Source organism: Rathayibacter sp. AY1C9, from assembly GCF_002932315.1.
Taxonomy (GTDB): domain Bacteria; phylum Actinomycetota; class Actinomycetes; order Actinomycetales; family Microbacteriaceae; genus Rathayibacter.
Window position 1 is genome coordinate 175256 of the sequence record NZ_PSVZ01000002.1, and the last position, 15978, is coordinate 191233.

A 15978-nucleotide genomic window follows, 5' to 3' on the forward strand; every position below is an offset into this window, starting at 1 on the left:
CGGGGACGCGCGCCCTCCGGCCGCGGCCTCCTCCGGCTCAGCTGTCGCGGCGGATCCAGCGGAAGCCGAAGCGGCAGGCGACGAGCCCCACGACGAGCCAGATACCGAGCACCAGCGCGACGCCGCCGAGGTCCCACGACCCGTTCACCTCCGCCTCCTCGAACCCGCTCGGCAGGAACACGGCGCGCATGCCCTGCGCGATCCACTTGAGCGGGAAGACGCTCGCCGTGTTCTGCAGCCAGTCCGGCAGCGTCGTGAACGACAGGTACGACCCCGAGATGAACTGCAGCACGAGCAGCGGCGGCACGATCACGGCGGTCGCGCTCTTGCCCGAGCGGGGCAGCGCGGAGACGGCGATGCCGAGGATGGCCGACGTCGCGACTCCTGCCAGGTAGACCCAGGCGAAGGTCGCCCAACGCCCGCTGTCGGTGGGCAGCTCGACCGAGAACACCGTCGCCGCGACGAGGAGCAGCAGGGCCGTCTGCGCGAGGCTCGTCACGAGCACCTGGCCGAACTTGCCGATGAAGTAGCTGAAGACCGGCAGCGGTGCCCCCGCGAGGCGCTTGAGCGTGCCGTCGCCGCGCTCGACCGCGATGTCGACGCCCAGGTTCTGGACGCCCGAGAGCAGGATCCCGGCCGCGGCGAGGCCCGGCACGTAGTACTCGGCCATCGGGATGCCCGGGTCCTGCGGGTTCGCCTGCATCACCGCGGTGTCGCCGAACGCGACCGAGAAGATCGTCAGGAGCAGCACCGGGAAGAGGAAGGTGAAGAACACCTGGTCCGGAGCGCGGAAGTACGAGCGGATCTCGTAGCGGGCGCGGGCGAGTCCGAGGCGGACGGTGCGTCCCGGGCCAGTGGAGAGGGTGCGGGGGCGGGTGGCGACGGCGGTCACGCGGGCTCTCCGATCAGGTCGACCGCGTCGCGGTCCTCGCGGATGAGGTCGAGGTAGATGTCCTCGAGGCTGGGGCGGACGACCTCGAGCGCCGTCGGCTCCCCGATCCGGGCGTGCAGCTCGGCGACGGTCCGGGCGGGCTCGGTGGTGCGCAGCCGGTGCAGCACGCCGTCCTCGCGCCACTGCACGATCGGGACGCGCGCCTCGTCCCCTCCGATCGCGCTCATCGGGCCGATGGCCAGGAGCCGCCCGCCGGAGATCACGGCGGCGCGGTCGCCGAGGCGGGCGGCCTCGTCGAGGTAGTGGGTGGTGAGCAGGATGGTCGTGCCCTCGCTCTTGAGCAGAGCGATCAGGTCCCAGAAGGAGTGGCGGGCCTCGGGGTCGAATCCCGTGGTGGGCTCGTCGAGGAACACCAGCTCGGGACGGCCGATGATGCCGAGGGCGACGTCGACACGGCGGCGCTGGCCGCCGGAGAGGCGCCCGATGCGCGAGCGGGCCTTGGACGTCAGCCCGACGGCCTCGATGGTCTCGTCGACGTCGCGCGGTCGCGGATAGAGGCTGGCGAAGTGCGCGATCTGCTCGCGGACCGTCGCGTTGCCGGACTCGCCGCTGGACTGCAGGACGATCCCCAGACGCGCCTTCCACGCCAGGTCGCCGTGGCGCGGGTCGACCCCGAGCACCGACACCTCGCCGCTGGAGCGGTCGCGGTAGCCCTCGAGGATCTCGATGGTCGTCGACTTCCCGGCGCCGTTCGGGCCGAGGAGCGCGAAGGTCTCGCCCCGGTGGATGTCGAAGGAGACTCCCGCGACCGCCGGAGCGCCCCCGTAGTCCTTCCGCAGGTCGCGGACTCGGACGGCGTGGTCTTCGCTCATCGTCACAGCGTGCCCTGTCCTACCCCTCCGGCGACAGTGATCCCCGATTTCCGCCTCCCTCTTGCCCTCCCCGCCCCGAGATGCCACGCACCCCTCACCTGTCGGACAGGCCCGTCGCAGTACCCGCCGTCACCGTGCGGCACGGTCGAGCGGCGATCGGCGATCCGCGTGTCGGCGGATCGTCGTCCGCGCTGCGCATCCCGCTCTCTGCGACGCACCTCGTCGTCGAGCCGGCCGCGGCCTATCGACGACGCAGGAGGAGAGGGGCTAGACGGTGCCGAAGAGCCGCTGCAAGCGGCGCACGCCCTCGAGGAGCGCGTCGTCGCCGAGGGCGTAGGACAGGCGGAGGTAGCCGCTCGGTCCGAAGGCCTCCCCGGGGACGGTGGCGACCTCGGCCTGCTCGAGGATGAGGTCGGCGAGCTCGAGGGAGGTCGTCGGGGTGGTGCCGTTCCACTCGCGGTTCAGCAGCCCGTTCACGTCGGGGTAGACGTAGAACGCGCCGCCGGGGGTGGGGCACTCGATCCCGTCGATCGCGTTCAGCTCGGCGACGATGGTGCGGCGGCGGCGGTCGAAGGCCAGGCGCATCTCCTCGGCCGGCTCCTGCGGGCCGGTGAGGGCGGCGATCGCGGCGCGCTGCGAGATGTTCGAGACGTTGCTCGAGAGGTGCGACTGGAGGTTCGAGGCGCCCTTGATCGCGTCGGCCGGGCCGACCATCCATCCGACGCGCCAGCCGGTCATCGCGTAGGTCTTCGCGACGCCGTTGACGAGGATCGTCCGGTCGCGCAGGGCCGGCACCGCCTCGACGATCGAGGTCGCGTGCTCGAGCGGGCTCGCGTCGTCCTGGTCGCCGGTGGAGTAGACGAGGTTCTGGTAGATCTCGTCGGCGATGATCCAGAGGCCGTGCTCCTCGGCCCACTCGCCGATCTCGCGGGTCTGCTCGGCCGAGTAGACGGCGCCGGTGGGGTTGGAGGGGGAGACGAACAGGAGCACCTTGGTGCGCTCGGTGCGCGCGGCCTCCAGCTGCTCGACCGTGACCAGGTAGCCCTGGTCGGCGCCCGCGAACACGTCCACCTGCACGCCGCCGGCGAGCTTGATCGCCTCGGGGTAGGTGGTCCAGTACGGGGTCGGCACCAGCACCTCGTCGCCGTCGTCGAGGAGGGTCTGGAAGGCCTGGTAGACGGCCTGCTTGCCGCCGTTGGTGACCACGACCTGCGAGGGGTCGACGGCCCATCCGGAGTCGCGCGCCGTCTTCTCCGCGATGGCCGCGCGGAGGTCGGGGAGGCCCGCCGCGGGGGTGTAGCGGTAGTTCCCCGGGTCGAGCACGGCGGCCGAGGCGGCCTCGACGATGTGCTCGGGAGTGAGGAAGTCGGGCTCGCCGGCGGCGTAGGAGACGACCGGGCGGCCCTGGGCCTGGAGGGCCTTCGCCTTGGCGTCGACCTTCAGAGTGGCGGACTCGGCGATGGCGGCGATGCGGGCGGAGATGCGCGTGGTGGAGGACACGACGGCCAGCGTATCCTGCGCGCACACGGGGCTCCGAGGCCCCCCGCCGCTCGGCTGGACACGCCCTTCGGGTCCACGTACACTCGTCCGAGGTAGTCGATCTCTGCCCTCATCCGCAGCGCCCGCGAGGGTCGCGGCGGTGGGGCGGCGGGTCGGTCTCCTCCTCGGATGCTCGCAACGGCATCCATAGGGCGGTGGCTCAATTGGTAGAGCAGCGGTCTCCAAAACCGCAGGTTGCAGGTTCGAGCCCTGTCCGCCCTGCACATCGATGCCCGTCGCACGCGGTCCCCGCGACGCTGCGGTCATCGGTCCAGGGCCGCCCATGACGGGCGGTCGGCCACACCGGAGGTTCCGGTGCGGGAAAGGTGCGTGCAGGTGGCCGGGAAAGCAGTCGACGAGCCGAGCGAGGACGTCGTCGCGATCGCCAATCAGCAGCGAGCCGCGCGGCGCAACCCGTTCGCGCGCATCGCCCTCTTCATCCGGCAGGTCATCGCCGAGCTGAAGAAGGTCGTGACGCCCACCCGCAAGGAGCTGGGCAACTACGTCGTGGTCGTGCTGATCTTCGTCGTCATCATGATGGCGCTGGTGTCCTTCCTCGACTGGGTCTTCGCCCTGGCCGTGACGTACGTGTTCGGCACACCCGCCGCCTGACCCGAGAGCATCCGGGCCGCGCGAGCGGAGGGTGCCGGCGACAGCGGGACGCGCCCCGAGGGGCGCGACCGATCGATCGAGAGAGAGTTGTGACGAGTGTCTGACAGAAACCGCGACGACGTCGACTGGGCGACGGCTGCCGAGCAGTCGTCGGAGGTCGAGGAGGAGCAGGAGGGCGACGTCCAGTCGCAGGCTGAGGACGCCGTCGAGCCCGCCGAGCAGGGTGCGCTGAGCATCATCGACGAGAACGAGTCCGAGGATGACCTCGCCTCCGACCTCGAGGCAGCGCTGGACGCCATCGGCTCCGTCGACGACCCCGAGGCCGACTCCGCGGTCGACGAGGCCGCCCACATCGACACCGTCGAGGAGGCCGAAGCGGCCCTCGAGGCCGTCGAGGACGAGGCCGAGGTCGCCGCCGAGGACGCCGAGTCCGCCGGTGAGGACCTCGCCGACATCGACCCGTACGAGGCCTTCCGCACCGAGCTGCGCGGCAAGCCGGGCAAGTGGTACGTCATCCACTCCTACGCCGGCTTCGAGAAGCGCGTGAAGTCGAACATCGAGAACCGCAAGGTCTCGCTCGAGGCCGAGGACTACATCTTCGAGGTCCAGGTCCCGATGGAGGACGTGGTCGAGATCAAGAACGGCCAGCGCAAGATGGTCACCCGGGTGCGCATCCCCGGCTACGTGCTGGTGCGCATGGACCTCAACGAGGACTCGTGGTCGGTCGTCCGCCACACCCCGGGCGTCACCGGCTTCGTGGGCAACGCCCACAACCCGACCCCGCTGCGCTTCGAGGAGGCCTTCACGATGCTGAAGAGCCTCGTCGAGATCAAGGATGTCGCCCCCTCGAAGACCTCCGGTGCCAAGGGCCAGAAGCAGGCCCAGCGCGTGCTGCCCGCCGAGGTCGACTTCGAGATCGGCGAGACCATCACCATCAAGGAGGGCTCGTTCGCGGGTCTTCCCGGCTCGATCAGCGAGATCAAGCCCGAGAGCGGCAAGCTCACCGTGCTCGTCTCGCTCTTCGAGCGCGAGACCCCGGTCGAGCTGTCGTTCGACCAGGTCACCAAGCTCTGACGCATCGCCTCCGCGCCGCGTGAACGCCCCCTCCGCACGTCGGAGGGGGCGTTCGCCGTTCCGGGCGGCGCCCCCTCCGGCACCGCCCCACGCGCCCCCGGGCGTCGGCCCCTCCTCCGCCCTGTCGGGGGTGGCCCCGCTCGTGTAAGCTCGTACGGGTTTTCGTGTCGGCGCCCGCCTCTGTGCGCGCCGGACGACCCTCCTCCACCGCGATCCGGCACCGTCGGATGCGCGGGAGAGCGGCCGGGAGCCCCCGACCGCTCGAACCCTGAGAAAAGGAATCAGAATGGCCCCCAAGAAGAAGGTCACCGGCCTGATCAAGCTCCAGATCAAGGCCGGCGCGGCCAACCCCGCGCCCCCGATCGGTCCGGCGCTCGGTCAGCACGGTGTCAACATCATGGAGTTCTGCAAGGCGTACAACGCGCAGACCGAGTCGCAGCGCGGCAACGTCATCCCCGTCGAGATCACCGTCTACGAGGACCGCTCGTTCACCTTCGTGCTGAAGACCCCGCCCGCGGCGGAGCTCATCAAGAAGGCCGCCGGCGTCGCCAAGGGCTCCTCGACCCCGCACACCGTGAAGGTCGCGAAGCTCACCCAGGCGCAGGTCCGCGAGATCGCCGAGGCGAAGCAGGTCGACCTGAACGCCAACGACATCGACGCCGCCGCGAAGATCATCGCCGGCACCGCCCGCTCGATGGGCATCACGGTCGAGTAGCGCGACGCGCTGCTCGACGGCGGGAGCGACGCGCCCACCGGCGCGGACCCACCGCGGAAGCCTCGAGAACCCGACGGCGGCCCCTCAGCGGGCCGCACGCCCGGGCCGGAAGCGCCTCCGCAGGACCTCTCCGCCTCCCGCGAGCAGCAATCACGGCCGCGATCGCGGCACCACCAGAACTCCATCACCCCCGTGGGAGAGCCCGCCAGGCTCTAGAACCACATTCTCGTTTCAAGGAGAAACAACATGGCACAGAAGTCGAAGGCCTACCGGGCCGCCGCGGCCAAGCTCGAAGAGGGCAAGTTCTACACGGCCGACGAGGCCGTCGCGCTCGCCCGCGAGACCGGTTCCGCCAAGTTCAACAGCACCGTCGAGGTCGCCCTCAAGCTCGGTGTCGACCCCCGCAAGGCCGACCAGATGGTCCGCGGCACGGTCATCCTGCCCCACGGCACGGGCAAGACCGCCCGCGTCATCGTGTTCGCGACCGGTCCGGCCGCCGAGGCCGCGCTGGCCGCCGGTGCCGACGAGGTCGGCGGCGCCGAGCTCATCGAGAAGGTCGCGGGCGGGTACACCTCGTTCGACTCCGCCGTCTCGACCCCGGAGCTCATGGGCCAGGTCGGCCGTCTCGGAAAGGTGCTCGGCCCCCGCGGCCTCATGCCCAACCCGAAGACCGGCACCGTGACCCCGGACGTGGCGAAGGCCGTGACCGAGATCAAGGGCGGAAAGATCGAGTTCCGCGTCGACAAGCACGCCAACGTGCACCTCGTCGTGGGCAAGGCCGCGTTCACCGAGGAGCAGCTCCAGGAGAACTTCAAGACCGCGCTCGACGAGATCCTCCGCCTCAAGCCGTCCTCCTCGAAGGGCCGCTACATCCAGAAGGCCGCCGTCTCGACGACCTTCGGCCCCGGCATCCCGCTGGACGTCAACGTCCTGGCCTGAGCCGAGCACGCACTGACGTGAGGAGGGGGTCCGCTTCGGCGGGCCCCCTCCTTCGTCGTCCCGGCATACTGGACCGGTGATCCGCCGCTCCGCTTCGCCGCGCCTCCCGTGACCGTCCGCCGGGCGTCTGCCGCCGACGCCGAGGCCCTGGCCGAGCTGGCCGCCGCGACCTTCCCGCTGGCCTGCCCGCCGCACACCACCGCGGAGGCGAAGGCCGAGTTCGTGCGCACCGTGCTCTCGGTCGAGCGCTTCCGCGACCACCTCGCCGATCCGCTCCGCTCGCTCCTGGTCGACGACGACTCCGGCGCGCTGACCGGCTACGCGATGCTCGTGCGCGGGGAGCCCGCCGACGCCGACGTCGTCGCGGCGATCCGGCTGCGTCCGACCGTCGAGCTCAGCAAGTTCTACCTCCTGCCCGGCCGGCACGGCTCCGGAGCGGCGGCCGCGCTGATGGCCGCGACCCTCGAGGAGGCGCGGGCACACGGTGCCGCGGGCGTCTGGCTCGGCGTCAACGAGGAGAACGCGCGTGCTCAGCGGTTCTACTCCAAGCACGGCTTCGCGGTCGTCGGCCGCAAGCGCTTCCTCGTCGGCGACCGCTGGGAGGACGACTTCGTCCTCGAGCGCTCTCTCGCCTGACCCTCCCCGCGAGACGCCACCCGGGTACGCGACCCGCTCCGCGCGGCGTATCCGAGTGGCATCTCGCCGAGGTCAGCCCTCGGAGACGGTGAGGACGATCTTGCCGCGGGTGTGGCCCGTCTCGAGCTGCTCGTGCGCCTCGCAGGCGCGGGCGAGGGGGAAAATGCCGTCGATGAAGACGCGGACGTCGCCCGACTCGAGAAGGCGCGAGACCACGCCGAGGGTCGCCCCGTCGGGAGCGACGCGGTAGGTGGAGGCGCGCACGCCCGCAGCGGCCGCCTCCTCGAAGAACCCGGGCCAGCTCCCGGTGGGCGCGTTCACGATCAGGCCCCCGGGGCGGAGGACCTTCAGCGAGCGCGAGCCCGTGTCGTCGTGGACGTTGCCGACCAGATCGATGACCACGTCGACGCCGGACAGCAGCTCGTCGAAGCGCTCGGCGGTGTGGTCGATCACCTGCGCGGCGCCGAGCTCGTGCAGCCACTGCAGGTTGCGGGTCGAGCCGGTCGCGATCACCGAGGCGCCGAAGTAGGCGGCGAACTGCACCGCGAAGTGGCCGACTCCGCCCGACCCGGCGTGGATGAGGATCCGCTGACCCTCGTGCGCCTTGGCGAGCTCGACGACCATGCCCCAGGCGGTGAGCGCCGCGAGCGGGACGCCGGCCGCTTCGACGTGCGAGAGCGTCGACGGCTTCCGCGCGATGGAGACGCTCGGCACGCTGACGTACTCCGCGTAGGAGCCCGAGTAGCGCGGCACCATGACGAAGCCGTAGACCTCGTCGCCCGGCCGCAGCGGATGCGCCGGGTAGGGGCTCGAGACGACGACGCCCGAGAAGTCGTGGCCGAGGACCGCAGGGTAGGAGGCGATCTGCGAGGCGACCCCCTGGCCCGCGCGCGTCTTCGCGTCGAGCGGGTTCACGCCGGCCGCGACCACCTTCACGGTGAACTCGGCGTTGATGGCGGAGGGTGTCGGCACGGTCGCCAGGTGCAGGGCGGAGGCGTCGCCCGGCGCGTCGATCACCGCCGCCGTCATCGTGTCGGGGAGGACGACCTCCTCCGGGATCTCGCCGATCGCGAGGCCGTGCCCGAGCGCGCTGGTGTGCATCGTCGCCTTTCCTGTCGCTGAGGTGTGCGGGTGGAGCGTGCCGAGGACGTCGCCCCCGATCCCCGCATCCGACGCCGCGACCAGTCAATCGAGGCAATGAGTCGGCGCTGTTACGGGGGTGTCACCCTCGGGAGAAGATTGGCGCGCGGAGCCGCGGGCGCCCGGTCTGGCACGATGAGGGGATGCGACGCCGACGTACCCTGCTGGTCGGCGGTGCCCTCCTGGTCCTGGCCGGGCTCGTGGTCCTCCTGGCCGCCCGGATCAGCATCGGCACCAGCCGCTGGGTCTACGTCAGCGAGATGGGCGCGCCGGACCTGCCGACGGCGGGCGCCTTCGAGGCCGCTCTTCTGCTCGTGGCGGCCGGCGGCGCGCTGATCGCCGCGGGCGCCTGGCCGGTGCGCGCCCGCCTGCTCCCCGCCCTCCGCCCGGCGGGCGCGATCCTCCTGGCGGCCGCCTGCTTCGCGCTCGCCTCGCAGGTGACCTGCACGGCGGGCTGCCCGCTGCCGGTCGGGCCGGCCTTCCGCTGGCAGGACCTCATCCACACCTCGGCCGCCGTGCTCGGCTTCGGGGCTGCCTGCGCCGCGATGCTCCAGCTGGCGACCGTGCGGGGGCGCCCTGCGGTCGCGCGGCTCTCGCTCGCCGCCGGGATCTCGGTGGCGGTCGTCGCCGGGACGGGTGGGATCCTGTCGCTCCTGCGCGTGTGGCTGCGGCTCGGCGGCACGCTCGAGTTCGTGGCGACGGCGATCGCAGTGCTCTGGCTCGCGTTCGTCGGCCTGGTGCTCGCGCTCGAGGACCTCAGCGCCGAGCGAGCCAGCCGCGGACATGCCCGCGGATCCGGTCCTGCTGAGCGGCGAAGCCCTCGTCCCGCGACGGCACCCGCTCGCAGTCCGCATCCGGAAGAGCCCTAGCCCACGCCTCCGCGACCTCGACCGGGTGCACGGGGTCGCGCTCGGCCGCGATCACCAGGGTGCGCGCGATGACCTCGCCCAGCTCTCCGGAGTCGCGGTAGGCGGCGTTCCGCGGGATCTGGGCGAGACGGACGGCGCGCTCGGCCGCGCGCGGGGAGCGGAACTGCAGCGTCAGCGCCTCCGCCGACGCGGGGGACACCTCGGCGGCGCGCGCGAACAGGCCCGAGGCGCGGAACATCCGCTCGCCGCGCTTCGCTCCGTGGTCGTGCAGCAGCTGCGCGATGACGGGGAACACGGTGAGGTTCTCGGGCAGCGGCTCGGCGGTGAAGGCGGGGCGCACGAAGACGGCACGGTCGATCGGCAGCACGCGTCGGACGGCGAGGCGCAGGGCGATCGCCGCGCCCATCGAGATGCCGAGCACCGTGAGCGGCTTGTGCGCGGCTCCGGCCCGCACGACCTCCTCCGTCACCTCGTCGGCCAGCGCCTCGAGGGCGAAGTCGCCGGGCGCACCGAGCAGCTCGGAGGCGCCGTGGGCGCGGACGTCCGGAGCGATGACCTCGCTGCCGGCGGGGAGGGCGGAGCGCAGCAGCCCCAGGGGCTGGGAGCGGTCGCCGCCCAGGCCGTGCAGGAGGAGGACCGTCACCGGGCGCGCGTCCGCTCGTGCAGCTCGGCCATCAGCATCCCCGCCAGCCGCACGAGGATGTGGATCTCGTCCTCGTCGCGGTCGACCCAGCGGGAGTTCGGCTCGCCCTCGATCGGCACGAAGTCGCGGTGCTGCTCCCAGACGACGAGCGTGCGCTCGGCGCCGAGGACGTACTGCTGCCAGAAGACCTGCCGCAGGTAGTGGCGCGGGATGCTCCGCCACGGCTTCGTCGTGGTCTTGATCTCGCAGAGCTCGAGCCGGCCGTCCTCGCGGAGGCCGATGCCGTCGGGCGTGGCGAGGTGGCGCCGCTCCTGGCTCGCGTGGAAGAGGGTGCTGCTGGGCTCGATCGCGTGCTCGCTCCGCACCCAGGCGGCGATCTCGGGCTCGCGGGCGCGGCCGTGGTCGGTGAAGGCGTTGCCGCCGAAGCCGGTGCCGTAGAGCTTGTCGAGCGCGGCCCTGCCGATCGCGGCGGGGGAGGAGAGGCGGGCGACGTCGGTCGCCGTGATGCCGCGCGAGCGGGCGCGGAGCCAGGCGACGCGGTCCGAGGAGTCGGCGACGACCCTCCGGAGGTGCGGGGGCTCGGCGTCCGTGAAGACGGGCTGCGTCTCCCAGGGGAAGGAGAGCTGCAGGTCGGGCACCGATTCATTCTCTGCCCCCTGCGGCGCCCGGTCGAATCGGCACGCCGACCCGCGGCGTCTCACCGGGGCGGGACGGCTCGCGCCGGCGGCTCAGGCGTCGAGGAAGGCGTCGACGTGCGCGGGGGAGAGGAGGTGGCGCCGGACCATCAGGGCGGCGCCGCGGACGCCTCCGCCCTGGGCCGCGGCCTGCACGATGTCGAGCGCGCGGGTCGCCAGGGGGAGGGAGCGGCGGTAGACGACCTCGCGGACCCCGGCGAGGACCTCGTGGCTGGCCTGGGCGATGCTGCCGCCGACGACGATGACGGACGGATTCAGGAGGTTCACGCAGGTGGCGAGCACCTCGCCGATGTCGCGGCCGGCGGCGCGCGTGAGCTCGACGGTGGTGGGGTCCCCGCCGGTCAGCAGGGTGACGACGTCGGAGGTGCTTGCGGCGTCGATCCCGGACTCGGTCAGCCGGCGGGCGATCGCCGAGCCGCTCGCGATCGCCTCGAGGTCGGCCTCGCCGCGGTCGCCGGGGACCTGCACGTGGCCCAGGTCGCCCGCGGCTCCGAGGGCTCCGCGCTGCAGGGCGCCGCCGCTGACGATCCCGGCTCCGATGCCGGTGGAGACCTTCACGTAGAGGAGGTCGTCCACGTCGGCGTAGTGGTCGGCGTGCTCGCCGAGCGCCAGCAGGTTCACGTCGTTGTCGACGAGGACGGGCACGGGGAGGCGGCGGCCGACGAACTCCGGGATGTCGAAGCGGTCCCAGCCGGGCATGATCGGCGGCTTCACCGGGCGGCCCGTCGCGTGCTCGACGGGTCCGGGGACGCCGACGCCGACTCCCGCGAGCGGGCCGGCCGCCGGAGTCCGGCCGAGCAGGGCCGCGGCGACGTCGAGGGCGTGGCCGAGGACGGCGAGGGGGCCGTCGGCGATGGCGATGCTCTCGCGGCGGCGGGCGAGGACCGTGCCGTCGAGGTCGGTCAGGGCGACGACGGCGTGCGCGGCGCCCAGGTCGACGGCGAGGAGGCTGCGCGCCCGGGGGTCGAAGGCCACGCGGGCGGCGGGACGGCCGCCGGAGGAGGGGGCGTCGTCCTGCCGGGCGACCAGGCCGGAGGCGGTGAGGACGTCGAGCTGGGCGGAGACGGCCGCACGCGGCAGGCCCGTCTCGGCGACCACGTCGGCCCGCGTCCGGGGCGCCCCGTCGGCCAGCAGGAGCAGCAGCTCGCCGACCGCGCTGACGGTGATGCGGCGGCGCGGGGACATGGCCAGAGTCAACCACAGCGCCCGTGCTTCTGTGCGGCGGGTGCCCGACTTGGCGGGCGCGCAGGGCTAGTTTTGCTTGTCCGTGAGCAAAAGTCCGCGTAGGGTTCGAGGCACACCTTCCGATGCGATCAGGAGCCCCACCGGTGGCCACACCCCCAGACCTCTCTGTCCAGCTGTACTCGGTGCGCGAGCCGCTCGCGGCCGATCTGCCCGCCACCCTCGACCGCCTCGCGGCGATCGGCTTCACCACGGTCGAGCTCTTCGGGTTCGTCGACCTGGCCGACGCCTACCGCGCGGCGCTCCCGGCCAGCGGACTGCGCGCTCCCAGCGCCCACGCGCGCCTCCTCGGCCCGCAGGGCGACGCCACCGTCGACGAGATCCTCGACACGGCCGCCTCGCTCGGCGTCGAGACCGTGATCGACCCCTTCGTCGACCCGACCCGCTGGACCACCGCGGACGACGTCGCCCGCATCGCCGACGAGCTGAACGCGCTGGTCGACTCCGCCGCCGCCCGCGGCCTGGTGCTCGGCTACCACAACCACGCCTTCGAGTTCGAGAACCGCGTCGACGGCCGCAGCGCCTTCGAGCACCTCGCGGGCCTGCTCGACCCGCGCATGGTCCTCGAGCTCGACACCTACTGGGCGGCCGTCGGCGGCGACGACCCGGTCGAGGTGCTCGGACGCCTCGGCGACCAGGTGCGCTTCCTGCACGTGAAGGACGGCCCGATCTCGGCCGACACCCAGGAGCAGCTGCCCGCGGGCGAGGGCGCGATGGACGTCCCGGCGATCCTCGCCGCCGCTCCGCAGGCCCTGCCCGTGCTGGAGTTCGACGCCTACGCCGGCGACATCTTCGAGGGCCTGGAGTCGGCCCATTGCTACGTCTCGGGGCTCGGCGCATGAGCGGCACCGGCCGCGTGGGCGTCGGCGTCATCGGCGCCGGCAACATCAGCACCCAGTACCTGACCAACCTCACCGTCTTCCCCGACCTCGAGGTGCTCTTCGTCGCCGACATCGACCTCGAGCGGGCGAGGACCCAGGCCGAGGCCTTCGGCGTCCCCGCCTCGGGCACCGTCGAGGAGCTCCTCGCGCACGAGGGCATCGAGATCGTCGTCAACCTCACGATCCCGGCCGCGCACGTCGAGGTCGCGCGCCGCGCGGTCGAGGCGGGCAAGCACGTGTGGACCGAGAAGCCCTTCTCGCTCGACCGCGACAGCGGGATCGAGCTGCTCGCGCTGGCGAAGGACAAGGGGCTGCGCGTCGCGACCGCTCCCGACACCTTCCTGGGCGCGGGCCTCCAGACGGCGCAGCGCGTGATCGAGAGCGGAGCCATCGGCACGCCGCTCTCGGCACTCACCCTCTTCCAGGGCCCCGGCCCCGAGTCGTGGCACCCGAACCCGGAGTTCTTCTTCGCCGAGGGCGGTGGACCGCTGCTGGACATGGGCCCGTACTACATCACCACGCTCGTGCAGAACCTCGGCCCCGTCGAGAGCGTCACCGCCGTCTCGTCCCAGGCCCGCGCCACCCGCGTGGTGGGCTCCGGCCCGAAGGAGGGCACCGAGTTCCCGGTGACCATCCCGACGCACATCGGCGGGCTGCTCCGCTTCGAGTCCGGGGCCTCGGCCCAGGGCGTGTGGAGCTTCGAGTCGAGCCTGCCGCGCACCGGCTTCGTCGAGATCAACGGCTCCGAGGGCACCCTCGTCCTCCCCGACCCGAACCAGCACGACGGAGAGATCACCCTGCACCGCCGCGGGTCCGCCGAGCCGGAGGTCATCGCGGCGACCGGCTCGACCGCCTCCCGCGGCACCGGCGTGCTCGAGCTCGCCCGTGCGATCCGGGCCGACCGCCCCGAGGCCGCCTCCGGAGACCTCGCGTACCACGTCACCGACGTGATGCTCTCGCTCCTCGAGGCCGCCGAGACCGGCGAGAAGGTCCTCGTCACGAGCTCCGTGACGCCCCGCCCCGCACTGCCCGAGAGCTGGGACCCGACCGAAGCGACCCTCTCCTGATGCCCGCGCCCCTGCGCGTCGGCGTGCTCGGCGGCGGCTTCATGGCGGCCGTGCACAGCCGCGCGGCCCGCAGCGCCGGAGCGGTGCTCGCCGGAGTCGCCTCCTCCACCCCGGAGAAGGGCGAGCGGGCGGCGGCCGAGCTCGGCGTCGAGCGCGCCTACCCGGACGCCCGGGCCCTGATCGAGGACGAGAGCATCGACCTCGTGCACGTCTGCACCCCGAACGCCACGCACGCCGCACTCGCGCTCGCGGCGATCGAGGCGGGCAAGCACGTGGTGTGCGAGAAGCCGCTCGCCGCGACGCTGCGGGAGGCGGAGTCGCTCGCTGCGGCCGCGTCCTCCGCCGGCGTGGTGGCGACCGTCCCGTTCGCCTACCGCTTCCACCCGATGGTGCGCGAGGCCCGTGCCCGCGTCGCCTCCGGCGAGACCGGCCGCCTGGTCACCGTCCGCGGGAGCTACCTCCAGGACTGGCTGCTGGGCGCCTCCGACGACAACTGGCGCGTCGACCCGGCCGCCGGCGGCCGCTCGCGCGCCTTCGGCGACATCGGCTCGCACCTGGTCGACCTGCTGGAGTTCGTCACCGGCGACCGGATCGACTCGCTCGCCGCGATCACGAGCACCGTCCACGCCGAGCGCGGCGGCCGCCCGGTGAGCACCGAGGACGTGGCCGGCCTGATCGTCCGGCTCGAGGGCGGCGCCGTCGGCACGCTCCTCGTCTCGCAGGTCACCGCGGGCCACCGCAACGAGCTGGTGCTCGAGGTGTCCGGGCTGGAGGAGTCGCTGCGCTTCGAGCAGGAGCTCCCCGAGACGCTGTGGGTCGGCCGGCGCGACAGCGCCCTGCTGGTGCCGCGCGACGCCTCGATCCTCGCGCCCGATGCGGCCCGGCTCTCGATCGTGCCGAGCGGTCATCCGATGGGCTACCAGGACGCCTTCACGGCGTTCGCCCGCGACACCTACGCCGCCGTGGCGGGCGCCGACGTGGAGGGTCTGCCGACCTTCGCCGACGGCCTCCGCGCGGCGCGCATCACCGAGGCCGTGCTCGACGCGGCCGAGACAGGCGCCTGGGTGACCGTGCCCGCCGCCGACGACCGGACGGAGATCGCCGCATGAGCGACGAGAAGACCTACCCCGCCACCCACCCCGTGACGCTGTTCACCGGCCAGTGGGCCGATCTGCCCTTCGAGGAGGTCGCCCGACTCGCCGCCGAGTGGGGCTACGACGGACTCGAGATCGCGGCCTCGGGCGACCATCTCGACCTCAAGCGCGCGGACGAGGACGACGCCTACGCAGCCTCGCGCCTGGAGATCCTCGACCGCTACGGCCTCGAGGTCTTCGCCATCTCGAACCACCTCACCGGCCAGGCCGTCTGCGACGACCCGATCGACTTCCGCCACAAGGCACTCGTGCGCGACTACACCTGGGGCGACGGCGACGCGGAGGGGGTGCGTCAGCGCGCCGCCGAGGACATGAAGCGCTCGGCGCGGGTCGCCCGCAAGCTCGGCGTGGACGTGGTCGTCGGCTTCACCGGCTCGAAGATCTGGCCCTACGTGGCGCAGTTCCCGCCGGTGCCGGCCTCCGTGATCGACGAGGGGTACGAGGACTTCGCGACCCGCTGGAACCCGATCCTCGACGAGTTCGACGCGAACGGCGTGGTCTACGCGCACGAGGTGCACCCGTCCGAGATCGCCTACGACTACTGGTCGAGCGTGCGCACCCTCGAGGCGATCGGGCACCGCCCGGCCTTCGGCTTCAACTGGGACCCGTCGCACATGATGTGGCAGGACATCGACCCGGTCGGCTTCATCGTCGACTTCAAGGACCGGATCTACCACGTCGACTGCAAGGACACCCGCCTGCGCCCGAAGAACGGCCGCGCCGGCGTGCTCGGCTCGCACCTGCCGTGGGGCGACCCGCGCCGCGGCTGGGACTTCGTCTCGACAGGGCACGGCGACGTCCCGTGGGAGGACGCGTTCCGCGCGCTGGAGTCGATCGGCTACTCCGGCCCGATCTCCATCGAGTGGGAGGACGCCGGGATGGACCGCCTCCACGGCGCGAAGGAGGCCGTCGGCTTCATCCGCTCGCTGCTCTGGAGGACCCCGACCGCGTCGTTCGACGCCGCGTTCTCGAACCAGTAGCCGCGCGGCTCTCCTCGGCGGGATCCCG

The 15978-nt window shown here is 72.6% G+C and carries 17 protein-coding genes and 1 tRNA gene; 11 read left to right on the forward strand and 7 right to left on the reverse strand.

What is annotated here, in order from left to right; all coding sequences use genetic code 11:
- Positions 1–37: 37 nt before the first annotated feature.
- The 3 genes from C5D09_RS03280 to C5D09_RS03290 all read right to left on the reverse strand — a co-directional run bounded on the left by C5D09_RS03280 (position 38) and on the right by C5D09_RS03290 (position 3273).
- A complete protein-coding gene (locus tag C5D09_RS03280; protein WP_104223629.1) occupies positions 38–892 on the reverse strand; it encodes an ABC transporter permease in 855 nt (284 codons plus the stop codon).
- Positions 889–1764, reverse strand: coding sequence for an ABC transporter ATP-binding protein (locus C5D09_RS03285; RefSeq protein ID WP_104268617.1), 876 nt, complete (start codon positions 1762–1764; stop codon positions 889–891). The genes C5D09_RS03280 and C5D09_RS03285 overlap by 4 nt, the downstream gene beginning before the upstream one ends.
- A gap of 267 nt (positions 1765–2031) precedes the next feature.
- The gene (locus C5D09_RS03290) at positions 2032–3273 is read right to left on the reverse strand and encodes a pyridoxal phosphate-dependent aminotransferase (RefSeq protein WP_374953262.1); all 1242 of its coding nucleotides are present in this window, start codon (positions 3271–3273) and stop codon (positions 2032–2034) included.
- Between the two features lie 179 nt (positions 3274–3452).
- Here C5D09_RS03290 and C5D09_RS03295 point away from each other — a divergent pair.
- The 6 genes from C5D09_RS03295 (at position 3453) to C5D09_RS03320 (ending at position 7279) form a co-directional block, all read left to right on the forward strand.
- Positions 3453–3525, forward strand: a tRNA-Trp gene (locus tag C5D09_RS03295).
- 114 nt (positions 3526–3639) lie between these two features.
- A complete protein-coding gene (gene secE, locus C5D09_RS03300; RefSeq protein ID WP_068208793.1) occupies positions 3640–3915 on the forward strand; it encodes a preprotein translocase subunit SecE in 276 nt (91 codons plus the stop codon).
- Between the two features lie 96 nt (positions 3916–4011).
- Positions 4012–4989, forward strand: coding sequence for a transcription termination/antitermination protein NusG (gene nusG / locus C5D09_RS03305; protein ID WP_104223631.1), 978 nt, complete (start codon positions 4012–4014; stop codon positions 4987–4989).
- A 286-nt stretch (positions 4990–5275) separates the two neighbouring features.
- Positions 5276–5704, forward strand: coding sequence for a 50S ribosomal protein L11 (rplK, locus tag C5D09_RS03310; protein WP_104223632.1), 429 nt, complete (start codon positions 5276–5278; stop codon positions 5702–5704).
- A 246-nt stretch (positions 5705–5950) separates the two neighbouring features.
- Positions 5951–6643 carry a 50S ribosomal protein L1 gene (gene rplA / locus C5D09_RS03315; protein ID WP_104223633.1) on the forward strand — a complete coding sequence of 231 codons (693 nt, stop codon included), beginning with the start codon at positions 5951–5953 and terminating at the stop codon, positions 6641–6643.
- 108 nt (positions 6644–6751) lie between these two features.
- Positions 6752–7279, forward strand: coding sequence for a GNAT family N-acetyltransferase (locus C5D09_RS03320; protein WP_104268595.1), 528 nt, complete (start codon positions 6752–6754; stop codon positions 7277–7279).
- Positions 7280–7351: 72 nt separating this feature from the next.
- Here the strand turns inward: C5D09_RS03320 and C5D09_RS03325 are convergent, their stop codons facing one another.
- Positions 7352–8380 carry an NADP-dependent oxidoreductase gene (locus tag C5D09_RS03325; RefSeq protein WP_374953800.1) on the reverse strand — a complete coding sequence of 343 codons (1029 nt, stop codon included), beginning with the start codon at positions 8378–8380 and terminating at the stop codon, positions 7352–7354.
- A 182-nt stretch (positions 8381–8562) separates the two neighbouring features.
- On the opposite strand from C5D09_RS03325, the gene C5D09_RS03330 reads away from it, so the two are divergent.
- On the forward strand, positions 8563–9288 hold the full coding sequence (locus C5D09_RS03330; protein WP_104268596.1) for a DUF998 domain-containing protein: 726 nt from the start codon (positions 8563–8565) through the stop codon (positions 9286–9288).
- Here the strand turns inward: C5D09_RS03330 and C5D09_RS17380 are convergent.
- The 3 genes from C5D09_RS17380 to C5D09_RS03340 form a co-directional block, all read right to left on the reverse strand.
- Positions 9176–9931: an alpha/beta fold hydrolase gene (locus tag C5D09_RS17380; protein WP_181125664.1), complete on the reverse strand. Its 756-nt coding sequence runs from the start codon at positions 9929–9931 to the stop codon at positions 9176–9178. The genes C5D09_RS03330 and C5D09_RS17380 overlap by 113 nt on opposite strands.
- The gene (locus C5D09_RS17385; protein WP_104238303.1) at positions 9928–10560 is read right to left on the reverse strand and encodes a YqaJ viral recombinase family protein; all 633 of its coding nucleotides are present in this window, start codon (positions 10558–10560) and stop codon (positions 9928–9930) included. Before C5D09_RS17385 ends, C5D09_RS17380 begins: the two co-directional genes overlap by 4 nt.
- 99 nt (positions 10561–10659) lie before the next feature.
- Positions 10660–11811, reverse strand: a complete 1152-nt coding sequence (locus C5D09_RS03340; protein ID WP_104223637.1) for an ROK family transcriptional regulator — start codon at positions 11809–11811, stop codon at positions 10660–10662.
- 143 nt (positions 11812–11954) lie between these two features.
- Here C5D09_RS03340 and C5D09_RS03345 point away from each other — a divergent pair, with 143 nt between their 5' ends.
- From C5D09_RS03345 to C5D09_RS03360, 4 genes are read left to right on the forward strand one after another with little or no spacing between them, the layout of a single operon-like run.
- The gene (locus C5D09_RS03345; RefSeq protein WP_258066898.1) at positions 11955–12710 is read left to right on the forward strand and encodes a sugar phosphate isomerase/epimerase; all 756 of its coding nucleotides are present in this window, start codon (positions 11955–11957) and stop codon (positions 12708–12710) included.
- The gene (locus tag C5D09_RS03350; protein WP_104223639.1) at positions 12707–13816 is read left to right on the forward strand and encodes a Gfo/Idh/MocA family protein; all 1110 of its coding nucleotides are present in this window, start codon (positions 12707–12709) and stop codon (positions 13814–13816) included. Before C5D09_RS03345 ends, C5D09_RS03350 begins: the two co-directional genes overlap by 4 nt.
- Entirely contained in the window at positions 13816–14925 is a 1110-nt protein-coding gene (locus tag C5D09_RS03355) for a Gfo/Idh/MocA family protein (RefSeq protein WP_104223640.1), read from the forward strand. Before C5D09_RS03350 ends, C5D09_RS03355 begins: the two co-directional genes overlap by 1 nt.
- Positions 14922–15950, forward strand: coding sequence for a sugar phosphate isomerase/epimerase (locus tag C5D09_RS03360; protein WP_167299019.1), 1029 nt, complete (start codon positions 14922–14924; stop codon positions 15948–15950). The genes C5D09_RS03355 and C5D09_RS03360 overlap by 4 nt, the downstream gene beginning before the upstream one ends.
- Positions 15951–15978 lie beyond the last annotated feature (28 nt).

What these genes read in the sequence shown, in the direction of transcription:
- C5D09_RS03285 (WP_104268617.1), bottom strand. Translation starts at nt 1,764, where the DNA reads ATGAGCGAAGACCACGCCGTCCGAGTCCGCGACCTGCGGAAGGACTAC.
- rplK (WP_104223632.1), top strand. Translation starts at nt 5,276, where the DNA reads ATGGCCCCCAAGAAGAAGGTCACCGGCCTGATCAAGCTCCAGATCAAG.
- C5D09_RS03340 (WP_104223637.1), bottom strand. Translation starts at nt 11,811, where the DNA reads ATGTCCCCGCGCCGCCGCATCACCGTCAGCGCGGTCGGCGAGCTGCTG.
- C5D09_RS03360 (WP_167299019.1), top strand. Translation starts at nt 14,922, where the DNA reads ATGAGCGACGAGAAGACCTACCCCGCCACCCACCCCGTGACGCTGTTC.
- rplA (WP_104223633.1), top strand. Translation starts at nt 5,951, where the DNA reads ATGGCACAGAAGTCGAAGGCCTACCGGGCCGCCGCGGCCAAGCTCGAA.
- C5D09_RS03330 (WP_104268596.1), top strand. Translation starts at nt 8,563, where the DNA reads ATGCGACGCCGACGTACCCTGCTGGTCGGCGGTGCCCTCCTGGTCCTG.
- C5D09_RS03350 (WP_104223639.1), top strand. Translation starts at nt 12,707, where the DNA reads ATGAGCGGCACCGGCCGCGTGGGCGTCGGCGTCATCGGCGCCGGCAAC.
- C5D09_RS03355 (WP_104223640.1), top strand. Translation starts at nt 13,816, where the DNA reads ATGCCCGCGCCCCTGCGCGTCGGCGTGCTCGGCGGCGGCTTCATGGCG.
- C5D09_RS03325 (WP_374953800.1), bottom strand. Translation starts at nt 8,380, where the DNA reads ATGCACACCAGCGCGCTCGGGCACGGCCTCGCGATCGGCGAGATCCCG.